This window comes from Paraburkholderia sp. (assembly GCF_036488505.1).
Lineage (GTDB): Bacteria > Pseudomonadota > Gammaproteobacteria > Burkholderiales > Burkholderiaceae > Paraburkholderia.
This window is the reverse complement of sequence record NZ_DASXHN010000436.1, coordinates 1-14,569: the sequence shown is the minus strand read 5'-3', so window position 1 is coordinate 14,569 and position 14,569 is coordinate 1. Positions and strand designations below refer to the sequence as shown.

General features: G+C 64.9%; 12 protein-coding genes and 1 pseudogene. 9 read left to right on the top strand and 4 right to left on the bottom strand.

Features of this window, described 5'->3' with window-relative positions; translation table 11 throughout:
* The 5 genes and pseudogenes from VGH68_RS25125 to VGH68_RS25105 form a co-directional block, all read left to right on the top strand.
* Nucleotides 1-574, top strand: a 574-nt coding sequence (locus VGH68_RS25125) for a glutathione S-transferase (RefSeq protein ID WP_331606416.1), incomplete at its 5' end; no start/stop codon positions are given.
* Between the two features lie 112 nt (nt 575-686).
* Nucleotides 687-2,420, top strand: a complete 1,734-nt coding sequence (locus VGH68_RS25120; protein WP_331606415.1) for a ClcB-like voltage-gated chloride channel protein — start codon at nt 687-689, stop codon at nt 2,418-2,420.
* Nucleotides 2,421-2,570: 150 nt separating this feature from the next.
* Nucleotides 2,571-3,907 (top strand): annotated as a pseudogene (locus VGH68_RS25115) (C45 family autoproteolytic acyltransferase/hydolase).
* 217 nt (nt 3,908-4,124) lie between these two features.
* On the top strand, nt 4,125-4,379 hold the full coding sequence (locus VGH68_RS25110; RefSeq protein WP_331606414.1) for a hypothetical protein: 255 nt from the start codon (nt 4,125-4,127) through the stop codon (nt 4,377-4,379).
* Nucleotides 4,380-4,557: 178 nt separating this feature from the next.
* On the top strand, nt 4,558-4,788 hold the full coding sequence (locus VGH68_RS25105) for a DUF2795 domain-containing protein (RefSeq protein WP_331606412.1): 231 nt from the start codon (nt 4,558-4,560) through the stop codon (nt 4,786-4,788).
* A gap of 15 nt (nt 4,789-4,803) precedes the next feature.
* On the opposite strand, the gene VGH68_RS25100 is transcribed toward VGH68_RS25105, so the two are convergent.
* Nucleotides 4,804-5,871 (bottom strand): LysR family transcriptional regulator, encoded by a 1,068-nt coding sequence (locus VGH68_RS25100; protein ID WP_331606411.1) that lies wholly within the window; start codon nt 5,869-5,871, stop codon nt 4,804-4,806.
* 258 nt (nt 5,872-6,129) lie between these two features.
* On the opposite strand from VGH68_RS25100, the gene VGH68_RS25095 reads away from it, so the two are divergent.
* On the top strand, nt 6,130-6,342 hold the full coding sequence (locus VGH68_RS25095) for a hypothetical protein (protein ID WP_331606410.1): 213 nt from the start codon (nt 6,130-6,132) through the stop codon (nt 6,340-6,342).
* An 89-nt stretch (nt 6,343-6,431) separates the two neighbouring features.
* On the opposite strand, the gene VGH68_RS25090 is transcribed toward VGH68_RS25095, so the two are convergent.
* Nucleotides 6,432-7,049 (bottom strand): TetR/AcrR family transcriptional regulator, encoded by a 618-nt coding sequence (locus tag VGH68_RS25090; protein WP_331606409.1) that lies wholly within the window; start codon nt 7,047-7,049, stop codon nt 6,432-6,434.
* 218 nt (nt 7,050-7,267) lie between these two features.
* Between VGH68_RS25090 and VGH68_RS25085 the strand changes: the two genes are divergently transcribed.
* The 3 genes from VGH68_RS25085 (at nt 7,268) to VGH68_RS25075 (ending at nt 13,259) form a co-directional block, all read left to right on the top strand.
* Nucleotides 7,268-8,413 carry an efflux RND transporter periplasmic adaptor subunit gene (locus tag VGH68_RS25085; RefSeq protein WP_331606408.1) on the top strand — a complete coding sequence of 382 codons (1,146 nt, stop codon included), beginning with the start codon at nt 7,268-7,270 and terminating at the stop codon, nt 8,411-8,413.
* Nucleotides 8,410-11,538: an efflux RND transporter permease subunit gene (locus tag VGH68_RS25080; protein ID WP_331606407.1), complete on the top strand. Its 3,129-nt coding sequence runs from the start codon at nt 8,410-8,412 to the stop codon at nt 11,536-11,538. Before VGH68_RS25085 ends, VGH68_RS25080 begins: the two co-directional genes overlap by 4 nt.
* 242 nt (nt 11,539-11,780) lie before the next feature.
* Entirely contained in the window at nt 11,781-13,259 is a 1,479-nt protein-coding gene (locus VGH68_RS25075; protein WP_331606417.1) for an efflux transporter outer membrane subunit, read from the top strand.
* Between the two features lie 396 nt (nt 13,260-13,655).
* Here the strand turns inward: VGH68_RS25075 and VGH68_RS25070 are convergent, their stop codons facing one another.
* Both VGH68_RS25070 and VGH68_RS25065 read right to left on the bottom strand, forming a co-directional pair.
* Nucleotides 13,656-13,934: a hypothetical protein gene (locus VGH68_RS25070; protein WP_331606406.1), complete on the bottom strand. Its 279-nt coding sequence runs from the start codon at nt 13,932-13,934 to the stop codon at nt 13,656-13,658.
* Nucleotides 13,931-14,368 carry a DUF2778 domain-containing protein gene (locus tag VGH68_RS25065; protein ID WP_331606405.1) on the bottom strand — a complete coding sequence of 146 codons (438 nt, stop codon included), beginning with the start codon at nt 14,366-14,368 and terminating at the stop codon, nt 13,931-13,933. Before VGH68_RS25065 ends, VGH68_RS25070 begins: the two co-directional genes overlap by 4 nt.
* Between the last annotated feature and the right edge of the window lie 201 nt (nt 14,369-14,569).

Here is a 14,569-nt window from a genome sequence, read left to right as displayed (position 1 = left end):
GCCGTATCCGCCGTTCGCGCCGCCGTTTCTGAAAGACGGCGATCTGGTGATCTCGCAGACCGCCAACGTCCTGTTCTATCTCGGCCCGCGGCTCGGTCTGGCGCCCGCGGTCGAGAGCCTGCGCTATGTCGCGAACGGCCTGCAACTGACGATCGCCGACGTCGTGACCGAAGCGCACGACACCCACCATCCGCTCGCCAGCGGTCTGTACTACGAGGACCAGAAAGACGCCGCAAAGATACGCGCGCAGGATTTCATCGACCATCGGATCCCGAAGTTCATGTCGTACTTCGAACGCGTACTGACACAGAATCCGGCGGGCGCGAGCTTTCTGGTCGGCGACACGCTCACTTACGTCGACCTGTCGATGTTCCAGTTGATCGACGGTCTGCTGTATGCGTTCCCCCGTGCATTGAAGCGCTTCGGCGAGCACTATCCGCGGCTCGCCGCGCTGCACGACAGAGTGATCGAAAGACCGAACATCGCCGCGTACCTGGAATCAGACCGGCGCATCCCCCACAACGAGGCCTGCATCTTCCGCCACTATCCCGAACTCGACAAGGCGGCGACTTGACCCACGCCGCTCAGCCGCGCTCTCCCACCGCAGCGCGCCCGCCATCCGAGGCGGGCGCGCTGTCGTTGTGGCGCGCGTTTTTCAACTGTGTTTCACGCCCCGTACCGTCGACGTGCTTTCATTCCTGCTGAAGCTGCGCACCCGCGCCCAACGCATTTTTCGCCTTTCCGAAGCTCACACGATGCTGATCTGGTCGGTCGTGGTCGGGCTCGCCGGCGCGTTCGCGACGATCGTGTTTCGCAAGGGCATCGAGGTACTGCAATTCGCGCTGACCGGCCGCGCCGGCAGCTTCGTCGATATGGCGCGCAGCCTGCCGTGGAGCACCCGCATCTGGCTGCCGGCCGCGGGCGGTCTGGTCGCCGGCGTCTTTTTGCTGATCGCGCAGCGTCACGCCGACAAGCGCGCGCACACCGACTACATGGAAGCGGTCGCGATCGGCGACGGCGTGGTGCCGGTGCGCCTGAGCCTGTGGCGCAGCGTGTCGTCGCTGTTCACGATCGCGAGCGGCGGCTCGATCGGCCGGGAAGGTCCGATGGTGCAGCTCGCGGCGCTCGGCGCGTCGCTGATCGGCCGCTGGGTTCACTTCGATCCGCCGCGCCTGCGCCTGCTGGTCGCGTGCGGCGCGGCCGCCGGTATCACGTCCGCGTATAGCGCGCCGATTGCGGGCGCGTTCTTCGTCACCGAGATCGTGCTGGGTTCGATCGCGATGGAAAGCTTCGGGCCGGTGCTGGTCGCGGCGGTCGTCGCCAATATCACGATGCGCGAATTCGCCGGCTACAAGCCGCCCTACCAGATGCCGGTGTTCCCGACCGTGACGGGCGTCGAAGTGTTGCTGTTCGTCGCACTCGGCGCGCTGTGCGGCGCGGCCGCGCCGCAGTTCCTGCGGCTGCTCGATGCATCGAAGGCAAGTTTTCGCAAACTGCCCGTGCCGTTGCCGCTGCGGCTTGCGCTGGGTGGCCTGATCGTCGGCATCATCTCGACCGGCGAGCCCGAGGTGTGGGGCAACGGCTACAGCGTCGTCAACTCGATCCTGCATTCGCCATGGACGTGGTCCGCGCTCGTGCTGGTGCTGGTCTGCAAGCTCGCGGCCACCGCGGCGACGGCCGGCTCCGGCGCAGTCGGCGGGGTCTTCACGCCGACGCTGTTCGTCGGCGCGGCGGTCGGCGCGCTGTTCGGCCAGGGGATGAACGCGCTGTGGCCGCATGCGACGTCCGCGCCGTACGCGTATGCGATGGTCGGCATGGGCGCGTTTCTCGCGGGCGCGACTCAGGCGCCGCTGATGGCGATCCTGATGATCTTCGAGATGACCCTGAGCTATCAGGTGGTGCTGCCGCTGATGGTGTCGTGCGTGGTCGCGTATTTCATCGCGCGCGCGATCGGCGAGACCTCGATGTACGAGGTCACGCTGCGCCGCAATCGCGAGGAACAGGAGCGCTCGCGGCTGCGAGCGACGCAGATGCGCGAGCTGATTCGCCCCGCGCAAACCGTCGTGCCACCCAACGCGAGCGTGCAGGACATGACGCGGGTGTTCCTCGAATATCCGGTCAAGTACCTGTACGTCGCGAACGAGTCCGGCGCGTTTCTCGGCGTGGTCGCGCTGAAGGACATCACCTCCGACCTGCTCGAGCGGCGCGACACCTCCGCGAAGACCGCCGCCGATTATCTGCAGCCGCATTTCGACGTGCTCACGCCCGACATGTCGCTGGGCGCCGCGATTCAGCACTTCATGGCGTTTCAGGGCGAACGTCTGCCGGTGATCGAAAGCACCGCGCATCCGAAGCTCGCGGGCGTGGTCTACAAGACCTCGCTGCTCGACGCGTACTTCCGCATGAACCCGTCGCGCTAGCGCGTAGCGCATACGGCCGCACGCGGTTCGCGCCACGCGATGCAAACTGCCACAAATTTTCTACAATGGACGAACCGCCGCCGCATCCGCTGGCGGCGCGCTTAACGCGAACGCGAGCGTGGCCAGACGCCGCGCGCGATCGGAGCGAACATGAGCGAACCGTCCCCTGAAGCCGTGCGCCGCGACGAGGCCGGCTGGATCTTCGTGCATATCGAAGGCGAGCCGTACGATCGCGGCGAGCAGCACGGCCAGTTGCTTGCCGCCGAAATCCGAAACGCGATCCGCACCGCCCGCTATCTCGCGAAATGGGATACCGGCGAGGACTTCGACACCTTCGTCGAGGCCGCAACCAGCCAGTTCGCGAGCAAGCTCGATACCGAATTCGCCGACGAGATCCAGGGCATCGCCGACGGTGCGCAGTTGCCGTTCGCCGAAGTGCTCGCGTGGAACGGCTACATGGATCTGCTGCAAAGCTGGTGGCCCACGCACGCCGCGCAGCAGCAGCCGCAACTCGGTCCCAAGCCGTGGCGTGGCCGGCGCGGCCATCATTGCAGCGCGTTCATCGCGACCGGCAGCGCGACCCGCGACGGCCGCATCGTGATGGCGCACAACTCGTGGGACCGTTACGCGGCTGGCGACGCGTTCAACGTCGTATTCGACATCGTGCCGGACCGCGGCCACCGCATCCTGATGCAAGGCCTGCCCGGCTGCATCTCGAGCCTCACCGATTTCTGGATCACAGCGGCAGGCCTGATGGTGACCGAAACGACGATCTCGAACTTTGCCGGCTACAACGCGGCGGGCGCGCCGGAGTTCTATCGCTCGCGGCGGGCATCGCAGTATGCGAGCAGTATCGGCGAGTGGTGCGAGATGTTTTCGCTGGCGAACAACGGCGGCTACGCGAACAGCTGGCTGCTCGGCGACACCAGGACCGGCGAGATCGCACGCTATGAACTCGGGCTGCACTTTTCCGGCTTCGAGACCACGAAGGACGGTTTTTACAGCGGCTACAACACCGCGACGGATCTGAAGATCCGCAACCAGGAATGTATCGGCGAGGGTGAGGACTACACGGACGTGCGCAAGAATGGCGCGCGGCGCCTGCGCTTCATGCAGCTCGAACAAACGCATCACGGCAGGATCGATGTCGAGCTCGCGAAGGCGATGATCGCCGATCACCACGACGTCTATCTCGATCGCAACGACAATCCGTGTTCACGCACCATCTGCGGGCATCTCGAACTCGACGACGCGCGCTTCGGCGGCACCGATCATGGGCCGTTCAATCCTTGGGGCGCGAACGACGGCAGGTGACCGACAGCGAAATGGCCCGCGACATGGCCTTTACCGCGCGCTGGGGTCATCCTTGCGGGCGGCCGTTCGACGCGCAGGCGTTCATGAAGCGGCATCCTCAGTGGAACTGGCTCAACGGCTATATGCGCGACCGGCCATCGTGGCCCTGGACGCGCTTCGATGCGCTCAGGTAGCGGCGCGACCGGCGCGGCGCCGTTGGCGCCCTTTCTGAAACCTACAATACGGTTTTGTCGCAAACCGTACGGACCTTGCAGCATTTGCCACCTAAGATGATGGATGAGCGCAGGCCCGCAGCGCGGCACCGCCTGTGGCTTGCGCCTTCTTTTCGACGCGGGGACGGCACAGGGCTTGCTGAACTGTCAGCGCCGCATGAGCTTGGGAGGTCGGGCGATGAAAACCTCGACACTGTTAATCATGGTGACGCTGTCAGCGTCTTGCTTTGCCGCGCCGATCCGGACCGCGCCAGATAGCACGTATTCCAGCACGCTCGCCGAACGCGCGAATGCCGCGCCGGTCGCGCCGCCCGCCCCGGGTGTGGCAGCCATCGACGACAACCGTCCGCAGCGATGGGAGCACATTGCGCTGCCGAAGTCGCGCCATCTGGAGCGCAGCCTGACGGGGCAGCACGAGCATCTGACGACCTAACGGTTGGCTGACGGTTTGCTGACGGTTCGGCAGGATTGGTGGCTGTATGGCTGCGGTTGCTGCCCGCCTCTCTGCCCGCGTTGTCGCCGCCTTCTCGCCGCCTTCGTGCTGCCGGGCTTCTGGCACGGCTTCGGTTTCCGCAGCGGCAATAACAACAGCAAGCAACAGGAGCATGCGCATGACTGCCTCGGCCATCCCCGGCGAACCGATCGATCTGCAGATCGCCGACGTTCTCCGCGAAGTCCGGTTTCCCACCAACAAGGACGGCCTCGTAGACGCCGCGCGCGCTGCCGGCGCGAGCAATGAGGTACTGGCAATGCTCGACGGGATGCCCGAACAGGACTACGCCGATCTCGCGTCGGTCACCCGGCTGATCGGCGGCAACTATGGTCCGGGGCTAGGGACGTAGGCGCGGGCTCTTGCGTTAAAACGGCGCCGGCGCGGCGATTCGCGTGCGCGACGCGCGCGCTACCCGGCGTGTCGTCCCACGCGCTTCGGGTACATCATCGGCCATTACAGGCGCGGCCACCTCGCCGGGACCGGCCGTGCGCGCGGCCGCAACCGTCGGCGCACTACGGCGCGAATCGCGGGCCGGCTCGTTGCCCGGCTGGAAATGTTCAACCAGATGGTCGATGAAGGTACGCACTTTCGCCGGCAAATGCAGCCGGCTCGGGTAGGCGATGGTGATTTCGATCGGCGGTAGACGGTAGGCGTCCAGCAGACGGACGAGCCGTCCCGCGGCGAGATCGCGGTCGACCAGATAGCTCGGCAAAATCGCGACGCCCATCCCCAGAAGCGCGAACTGCCGCAGCATCTCAGCGTTGTTCGCCGCAATCGCGTTGACCGGCCGCACCCGCACTTCGCCGTCCGGGCCGGCGAACACGCGCTCTTCGCCGGCGCTCTGCTCGGACGGCCGGCTCAGGCTCGGATGCTTGAGAAGATCTTCGGGGCGCGTCGGCGTGCCGTGCTGCGCCAGATAGGCGGGCGTCGCGCAGACCGTCATATAACCGGTCGTCAACCGCCGCGTGACGATGCTCGCGCTGCGCATATGCCGCGCGACGAGGATGCCGACGTCGAAGCCCTCCTCGACCAGATCGACCGGACGGTCGGCCAGCGTGACATCGGGTACCACTTCCGGAAAGCGCGCCGCATACGACTGCACCACCGGCGCGAGGCTATGCAGCCCGAACACGACCGGCGCGACGATGCGCAGTGTGCCGATGGGCTCGTGATTGCGCGCGACCACCATCTGCTCGACGCCTTCGAGATCGGTCAGGATATGGCGCACGCGCTCCAGATAGGTCGCGCCAGACTCGGTCAGCGAAAGACGGCGCGTGGTGCGATTCAACAGCCGGGTGCCGAGCCGCGCTTCCAGATCCGCCACATGACGGGTGACCACCGCGGTGGACAGATCCAGCGCGCCCGCGGCGCCGACGAAACTTCCGAGGTCCGCCACCTTGACGAACACGCGCATCGACTGCAGTTGATTCATGGACGACTCCTGCCTCGGTAACGCCGGGCCGGCGCAAACTTGCCGCCTGTCGACCCGCGCCACGACGACGCGCACGGGTTGGCCCAACGAAGCCGATTGTATCGGCGGGACATGTCCCAACCCTGACCCGCGTATGACATTCCGGTCAGGTTGGACGCAGCGTGTCTGCCGCGCCACTATCTCCACGTCTATTGTGGGTATTAACTAGGTATAAACCCCTAGTCGGTGATACCATGGCGGCCAAAGGAATTGACCACCATGACACATCGTTTTCAGCTTCTGGAAAAAATCGCCTTCTCGCTGGTTTGCTGGTTCGCCGCAGCCAGTTCCGCTTACATCGGATACGAGCGCTGCCCCGACCTGAAGGTCGCGCTGCACGCCGGAGAGAAAATCCTCAGCACGAGTGGCCAATACGCATTCGCCTGCACGGCGCCCGCCGTCGATGTGTGCGCACAATTGCCGACCGACTGATTTTTATCATTCCCGCGGCACCTGACGCCTCGCGCGCGACCCCGAAGGATCGCGCGTCTGCGCATCGATACGCGCGTCGCGCCTGACGCTCACGCCTCGCGCCCGAACACCACCCGCGCGAAAAATCCCGCCAGCACCGTCTCGGCCATTTCCGCCGGCACATTCTGCGGATCGACCGTGTAGAAGAACTGCACGCCGTCGCACAATCCCATCAGACCAATCGCCAGTTGCTCAGGCGGCATCAACATCGGCGTGCCGACTCGGTCCGAGAATTCGCGTACGTACGCGCTCAGCTGTTCGACTTTCTCGTGCATGAACGCGTTGAAACGAAGCCGGAAGCGGCCGTCGCGCACGGCGAGCAACCTCGCCTCGACCCACAGCAGGAAGCACCGGTTCTCGCGATAAATCGTGCTGTAGTAATGGAGCACGCGCGCTTCCATCTCCTCGCGCGACACCGCGTTCTCGAAGATCGCGTGCAGGCCCGCCTGCATCGTTTCGTGATCGCGCCGCAATAGCTCCAGAAACAGTTCGCTCTTGCTGCGGAAGTTCGAATAGAACGCGCCACGCGTATAACCCGCGGCCTCCGCGATGTCCTCGACGCTCGCCGCGACGAAACCTTTCTTGAGGAAAGTCGCCTGCGCAGCGTCGAGCAGCCGCCCGCGCGTCTGATCCTTGCTCTGCTCTCTGGTCAGTCTTTGCCGTTTCATGCCGGAAAGCATAGCACCGGAAAGAATTCGAATTCATAGATACATTCAAATACAGGTGTGTATTAGAATGCATCTCATCATTCCGAATCATGACTGTATGCCAATCGCATCGCACGGCATGCGGTTCCTCATGGGCGGCCGTCGCGGCTTGCCGCGTTCGTTCGCTGTCTCCAGATGGGGTATTTGTGAAGCGTTCCGGTTCTCCCGCATCGTCAGCGATGCATCCGCAATCTCCTCCTCACCTGCAACCCGGTCGATCCAGCCTCTTATGCGCGCTCGCGCTGGCTGGTGCGCTGTCGCTTGCCGCCTGCGCGAAGAAGGAAGCCGCGGCGCCCCCGCCTCGTCCGGTGGTCGCCGTGGCGGTGCATGCGGATGGTCACGCGCTGCAGGCAGCGTCGCTGCCCGGCGAAGTCCAGTCGCGTTATGCGACGCCGTTGTCGTTTCGCGTCGGCGGCAAGATCATCGAGCGGCGCGTGCGGCTCGGCGATACGGTGAAGAGCGGCGAAGTCGTCGCGCTGCTCGATCCGGCCGATGCGCAAAAGAACGCCGCCAGCGCGCAAGCGCAACTCGACGCCGGGCAGCACAGCCTCGTCTATGCGCAGCAGCAGCTCGAACGCGACAAGGCCCAGGCGAAAGAAAACCTGATTGCGCCGGCGCAGCTCGAACAGACCACCAACGCATACGCGTCCGCGCTCGCACAGCGCGACCAGGCTCAGCAGCAGTTGGCGCTCGCGAAGAACCAGTTGCAGTACACGACGCTGATCGCCGCTCATGCGGGCGTCATCACCGCGGAAGAGGCCGACACCGGACAGAACGTATCGGCCGGCCAGGCCGTCTACAACCTCGCGTGGAGCGGCGACGTCGACGTGCTGTGCGACGTGCCCGAAAACGCGCTCGCCGCATTCGCGGTCGGCCGCAACGCAAGCGTGACGCTCGCCGCGCTGCCGAACCGCAAGTTCAATGCGCGCGTGCGCGAGCTGTCGCCGGCCGCCGATCCGCAAAGCCGGACCTGGCGTGCGCGTCTGACGCTCGACAAGCCCGGGTCCGAGATCCGCCTGGGCATGACCGCCGACGTCACGCCCGTGGTGCCGCTGACTGCGTCGGCACAGCACGGCGTGTTCACGCTGCCCGTCACCGCGCTGTTCCACGAAGGCCGCCAACCCGCCGTATGGGTCGTGCGCGCCGCCGACAACACGCTGGAACTGCGCCGCGTGACGGTCACGCGCTACGGCGAGCGCACGATCGTCGTCAGCGAAGGGTTGCGAGACGGCGACAGCGTCGTGCTGCAAGGCGTGCATACGGTGAGCGCCGGTGAGAAAGTCCGCGCGATCGCGCCGCTGCATCCCGAGGACTTTGCTTCATGAGCACGCCATCCGAAGAAGCGCGCTTTAACCTGTCCGCGTGGGCGCTGCGTCATCAGGCGCTGGTCGTGTTCCTGATCGCGCTGGCGACCACGTTCGGCCTCCTCGCCTACACCCGGCTCGCGCAATCCGAAGACCCGCCCTTCACCTTCCGCGTGATGGTGATCCGCACCTTCTGGCCGGGCGCCACCGCGCGCCAGGTGCAGGAGCAGTTGACCGACCGCATTGGCCGCAAGCTGCAGGAAACCCCGTATATCGACTTCGTTCGCAGCTACTCGCGCCCCGGCGAATCGTTGATCTTCTTCACGATGAAGGATTCGGCGCCGGTCAGCCAGGTGCCCGAAACCTGGTATCAGGTCCGCAAAAAAGTCGGCGACATCGCGAGCACGCTGCCACACGGCATTCAGGGCCCATTCTTCAACGACGAGTTCGGCGACGTCTACACCAACATCTACACGCTCGAAGGCGACGGCTTTTCCGCCGCGCAACTGCACGACTACGCGGACCAGCTGCGCTCGGTGCTGCTGCGCGTGCCGGGCGTCGGCAAGGTCGACTACTTCGGCGATCCTGACCAGCACATCTATATCGAGATCGCCAACACGCAGCTGACGCGGCTTGGTATTTCGCCGCAACAGCTCGGTCAGGCGATCAGCGGGCAGAACGCCATCGCCCCCGCGGGCACACTCACCACCGCCGACGACCGCGTGTTCGTGCGCCCGAGCGGCCAGTTCAACGATGTCAACGCGCTCGCGGACACGCTGATCCGCATCAACAACCGCACGTTCCGTCTCGGCGACATCGCAACCATCAAGCGAGGCTACGACGACCCGGTCGTCACGCAGATGCGCTTTCGCGGCCAGCCGGTGCTTGGCATCGGCGTGACGATGCAGGCGGGCGGCGACGTGATCCGCGTGGGCAAAGCGCTCGATCAGCAGATGACGCAATTGCGCGCCGCGCTGCCCGCCGGTCTGAAGCTCGTCGAAGTGTCGAGCATGCCGCACGCGGTCGCGCGCTCGGTCGATGATTTCCTCGAAGCGGTCGCCGAAGCGGTCGGGATTGTGCTGATCGTGAGTCTGGTGTCGCTCGGCGTGCGCACCGGCATGGTCGTCGTGATCTCGATTCCGGTCGTGCTGGCGGTCACCGCGCTGTGCATGTATCTGTTCGACATCGGCTTGCACAAGGTGTCGCTCGGCACGCTGGTGCTCGCGCTGGGCCTACTCGTCGACGATGCGATCATCGCGGTCGAAATGATGTCGGTGAAGCTCGAACAGGGCTGGACCCGCGCGCGCGCGGCGGCCTTTGCGTACACCAGCACCGCATTTCCGATGCTGACCGGCACGCTCGTCACCGTGTCCGGCTTTCTGCCGATTGCGCTTGCGAAATCGAGCACCGGCGAATACACGCGCTCGATCTTCGAAGTGTCGGCCATCGCGCTGATCGCGTCGTGGCTCGCGGCCGTCGTGCTGATCCCGCTGCTCGGCTATCACATGCTGCCGGAGCGCAAGCGCCACGCGCACGAGCCCGAAGATCATGAGCATGACATCTACGACACACGTTTCTATACGCGTTTGCGCGGCTGGATCGGCTGGTGCGTCGAACGGCGCTTCATCGTGCTGGCGATCACCGTCGCGCTGTTCGTGCTCGCGATGGCCGGCTTCACGCTCGTGCCGCAGCAGTTTTTCCCGAGTTCGGACCGGCCCGAACTGCTCGTCGACGTGCGCCTGCCCGAGGGCGCCTCGTTCGATGCGACGCTGCGCCAGGCCAAACGCCTCGAACTGGTGCTGCAGGGCCGCCCCGAGATCGACCATACGGTGAGCTTCGTCGGCACCGGCGCGCCGCGCTTCTATCTGCCGCTCGATCAGCAGTTGCCGCAGCCGAACTTCGCGCAGTTCGTGATCACCGCAAAGTCGGTGAAGGACCGCGAAAAACTCGCGCAATGGCTGGAGCCGGAACTGCTCAACCACTTCCCGGCGATACGCACGCGCCTGTCGCGGCTCGAGAACGGACCGCCGGTCGGCTATCCGGTGCAGTTTCGCGTCAGCGGCGACGACATCGCGACCGTGCGCTCGATCGCCGAACGCGTCGCCACGACCATGCGCGCCAATCACGGCGCCCGCAACGTGCAGTTCGACTGGGACGAACCGGCCGAGCGCTCGGTGCGCTTCGAGATCGACCAGAAGCGCGCGCGCGAACTCGGCGTGAGCTCCGAAGACATTTCGAGCTTCCTCGCGATGACGCTGTCCGGCTATACGGTCACGCAGTACCGCGAGCGCGACAAGCTGATCAGCGTCGATCTGCGCGCGCCGCGGGCCGAACGCGTCGACCCGTCGCAGCTCACCGCGCTCGCGATGCCCACGCCCAATGGACCGGTGCCGCTCGGCACGCTCGGCCATCTGCGCAACGAGCTCGAATACGGCGTGATCTGGGAGCGCGATCGTCAGCCGACCATCACGGTGCAGTCCGACGTCGCGCGCGGCGCTCAGGGCATCGACGTCACGCACGCGGTGGACCGCGCGCTCGGCCCGATCCGCGCGACGCTGCCGGTCGGCTACCGGATCGAAATCGGCGGCTCGGTTGAGGAAAGCGGCAAGGGCCAGGCATCGATCAACGCACAGATTCCGATCATGGCGATCGCGGTGCTGACGCTGCTGATGATCCAGCTGCAAAGCTTCGCACGCGTGCTGATGGTCGTGCTGACCGCCCCGCTCGGTCTGATCGGCGTCGTGCTCACGCTGCTGCTGTTCGGCCAGCCGTTCGGCTTCGTCGCGATGCTCGGCGTGATTGCGATGTTCGGCATCATCATGCGCAACTCGGTGATTCTGGTCGATCAGATCGAGCAGGATATCGCGTCGGGGCACAAGCGTTTCGATGCGATCGTCGGCGCGACGGTGCGGCGCTTCCGCCCGATCACGCTGACCGCGGCGGCCGCCGTGCTCGCATTGATTCCGCTGTTGCGCTCGAACTTCTTCGGCCCGATGGCCACCGCGCTGATGGGCGGCATCACGAGCGCGACGATCCTCACGCTGTTTTATCTGCCCGCGCTGTACGCAACGTCGTTCCGCGTGCGCGCCGACGAGCGCGAGCCGCCGGCGCGCGACGGGTCGGGTGTCGCGCATACGGGCAATTGAAGGGGCAACCGAGCATGAGGAAGAGCAACAGCATGGGTACTTTCGCACTGTTCGATTTGTGCGCCTCGTTCACCCGGTCCATCAGGTCCATCAGGTCCATCAGGTCGGCTCCGTACGGCGCATCCGGCCTGTCAGCCGCATCAGGCGCATCCTGTCGGCCGGCCGAGGCGGCGCCATCGGTCCCGCGCGGCCTGTCGGGCGCGTCGCACACGTCACCTTTCGATGCGTTAGCCCGCGCCACGCTGGCCGCGAGTATCGCGTGCGCGCTCGCCGCCTGCTCGCTCGGACCGAACGGCGCTGCGCCCGCGATGCCGCAACCCGCGCACTATGGCGCCGAGCCGCTGCCCGCCCAGACCGTGCCCGCGCAAGGCGTCACCCAGCAATTCGTGGCCGGCGCAAAGACGGTGCCCGAATGGTGGAAGCTGTATCGCTCCGACGCCTTGGACGCGCTCGTCGACGAAGGCCTGCGCAATAGTCCGACGCTCGCCGCAACCGACCGCAATCTCGCCGCCGCGCGTGAACAGTTGCGCGCGCAGGTCGGCAGTTCGATGCTGCCGACGCTCGATGCGGGCGGCCAGGCCACCCGCAATCGGGCACTCGCGATTCCGGAGATTGGACCGAACACATTTCTGTACAACGTATTCGTCGGCCAGTTGCAGGCGCACTATACGTTCGACCTGTTCGGCGCGGAGCGTCTCGCGAACGCGGGGCTCGCCGCGCGCGTGAACATCCAGGTCTACCAGTTCGATGCGGCGCGCCGCGCGCTGGCCGCGAACATCGTGACGGCGGCACTCACGAGTGCCGCGCTGCGTGCGCAGATCGACACCACCGAACGGCTCGTCACGCTCGCTAACGATCAGGCGCGCGACACCGCTCGGCGTTACGAACTCGGCGCGGTATCGCATGCCGATCTGCTGAATGCGCAACAGAGTGCGGCGAGCGTGTCGGCGAGCCTGCCCGCGCTGAAGCAGCAATGGCTGACGACACGTCACGCGTTGGCCGTGCTGCTCGGCCGCACGCCGGATGCCGCGCCCGACGACCTTGATCTCGCGCAGTTGCATCTGCCCGAAGAGGTGCCGGTCGTCGTACCGTCGGAACTGCTGCGCTCGCGCCCCGACATTCAGGCCGCCGATGCCGCGCTGAAAGCCGCGGCAGCCAACGTCGGCTATGCGACTGCGCAGATGTTCCCGAGCCTGTCGTTGTCGGCCTCGATGGGACAAGGCGGCTTTAGCTGGCCGGTCGCGCTGTCGGGCGCGGGGGCGATCTGGAGCATCGGCGCATCGCTGTCGCAGCCGCTCTTTCATGGCGGCGCGCTCCTCGCGCAGCGTCGCGCGGCACAGGACAGCTATGACGCGACCGTCTCGCAGTACAAGCAGACGGTGCTCGCCGCGTTCGAGAACGTCGCCGACACGCTCGCGTCGCTGGAACACGATGCACAGTCGCTGGACGCCGCGAACCTCGCCGCGCGCGCGGCGCAGGGTGTGTTCAACGAGACGGCGGCGCGCTACCGTCTCGGTGCACTGCCGGTTGCAGCGACGCGTTCGAGCGAGCAGCAGTGGCGCAACGCGCAGCTCGACGAGATTCGCTATACGAGCGCGCGTCTGACCGATACCGCGGCGCTGTTTCAGGCGATGGGGAATCCGCCGGTCGATGAGGCCAGTGCTTCCGCTTCGACTTCTCGTTCGCCTGGGACGGCGAACGCTAGCGCTTTGTCGAACTGACCCTCGGCTTCCGTGCGGAGCTTCGCGATTGAACGGTCGGAGATTGATCGGCGAGGCGAGAAAACAGACAGCACCCGCCGGATAGTCGACTGAATACCTCGGTGCGTGCCGGGCAACGGTCGACGTTATCCCCAGTTTGTGTTGACAGAGCTGTGAATAACCCGGGGGCTAAGCGCGCAAGTGCTTGATACGGATCGCTTTATGTCGTGCGGTACGTACGGATGCAGCAACGCGCAATGACGTGCGGTGGCATCGAATCGCGAAGACCGCGGTGGAGAAAAATAACCGCGCGTACCGTCCTCGACAGAATGCGTTCGAACGCTTGTTCATGAGGCCTGGACACCGCGATGCATCTGCGCGCGTTCCGAGTAGACACGCGATGCGCACCTCAGATATCTAGCTCTGAAGCTTTCGCCGGCCGCGCCTCTTACACCACTGCCGCCAAGCCACCGCGGCCGCAGCGAACCCGAGCACGATTGCGGCCGACGACATCAGGAACGCCAGGTCGGATTCCTGATACGCGGTCGTGACTCCATACATACGCACCGCCAATTTCCATATCGGATTCGAGAAATTCAGGGGAGCTTCCGGGTTCATGATCCACCACAGCGCATTGGCAACGATTGCGAGCAGCAAACAAAGAACGACAGCGAGCCAGGCCAGGAGCTTTTTCATACCACCATCACTTCGCCGTACGCCTTAAGCGCCGACCCGGGAACTGATACCTTCGGTTCATCGGTAAGAATCGAACGAATACGATGCCAATCTGCGAGTTGGTCGATGGTTATGCAGCCCTCGCTCTTTCCCACTCTTCCCTTCGGGTGCAAGCGGAATCGGCCACGAACGATGCCATCGCATAAGAGTTTGTCGTCGTCAATGTCGCCGTCGATTGCGTGGAGCGCGAACCATTCGCTCTTGTTATTGCCGTTGAGGTTCAGCCGTTCTTTCCATGGCCCGAGAAAACCTCCGGATCTTCGGTCAAAGATGTAATACCTGCCAATGGGGATAGCGCCATAGCCCGGCGTGCAGAGTCCAGACGCTTTATTGATATAACGCTCTTGCCCGGAAAAAGCGGCAAACGATAGAACGCCGATCGTGAATTCGCTCATCGGTCTGTCGTTTAATTTAAATGAGCATTGAAGCATTCAGTCCTCCCAGTAGGCCATTCTGCGGAAGTACCGAATGATCAGGTTGCATGTAAGAGGCGCCACTATACCAACGCAGCCATATCAAAAAAGAGATCTCTAGCTATGGAGTTTTCGCGGCCCGCGGCTCTGACGCCAATGCCGATAAACCAGCAGGATCGCGAT

What these genes read in the sequence shown, in the direction of transcription:
- VGH68_RS25110 (WP_331606414.1), top strand. Translation starts at nt 4,125, where the DNA reads ATGAAAACCTCGACACTGTTAATCATGGTGACGCTGTCAGCGTCTTGC.
- VGH68_RS25105 (WP_331606412.1), top strand. Translation starts at nt 4,558, where the DNA reads ATGACTGCCTCGGCCATCCCCGGCGAACCGATCGATCTGCAGATCGCC.
- VGH68_RS25100 (WP_331606411.1), bottom strand. Translation starts at nt 5,871, where the DNA reads ATGAATCAACTGCAGTCGATGCGCGTGTTCGTCAAGGTGGCGGACCTC.
- VGH68_RS25095 (WP_331606410.1), top strand. Translation starts at nt 6,130, where the DNA reads ATGACACATCGTTTTCAGCTTCTGGAAAAAATCGCCTTCTCGCTGGTT.
- VGH68_RS25090 (WP_331606409.1), bottom strand. Translation starts at nt 7,049, where the DNA reads ATGAAACGGCAAAGACTGACCAGAGAGCAGAGCAAGGATCAGACGCGC.
- VGH68_RS25085 (WP_331606408.1), top strand. Translation starts at nt 7,268, where the DNA reads ATGCATCCGCAATCTCCTCCTCACCTGCAACCCGGTCGATCCAGCCTC.
- VGH68_RS25080 (WP_331606407.1), top strand. Translation starts at nt 8,410, where the DNA reads ATGAGCACGCCATCCGAAGAAGCGCGCTTTAACCTGTCCGCGTGGGCG.
- VGH68_RS25070 (WP_331606406.1), bottom strand. Translation starts at nt 13,934, where the DNA reads ATGAAAAAGCTCCTGGCCTGGCTCGCTGTCGTTCTTTGTTTGCTGCTC.
- VGH68_RS25065 (WP_331606405.1), bottom strand. Translation starts at nt 14,368, where the DNA reads ATGAGCGAATTCACGATCGGCGTTCTATCGTTTGCCGCTTTTTCCGGG.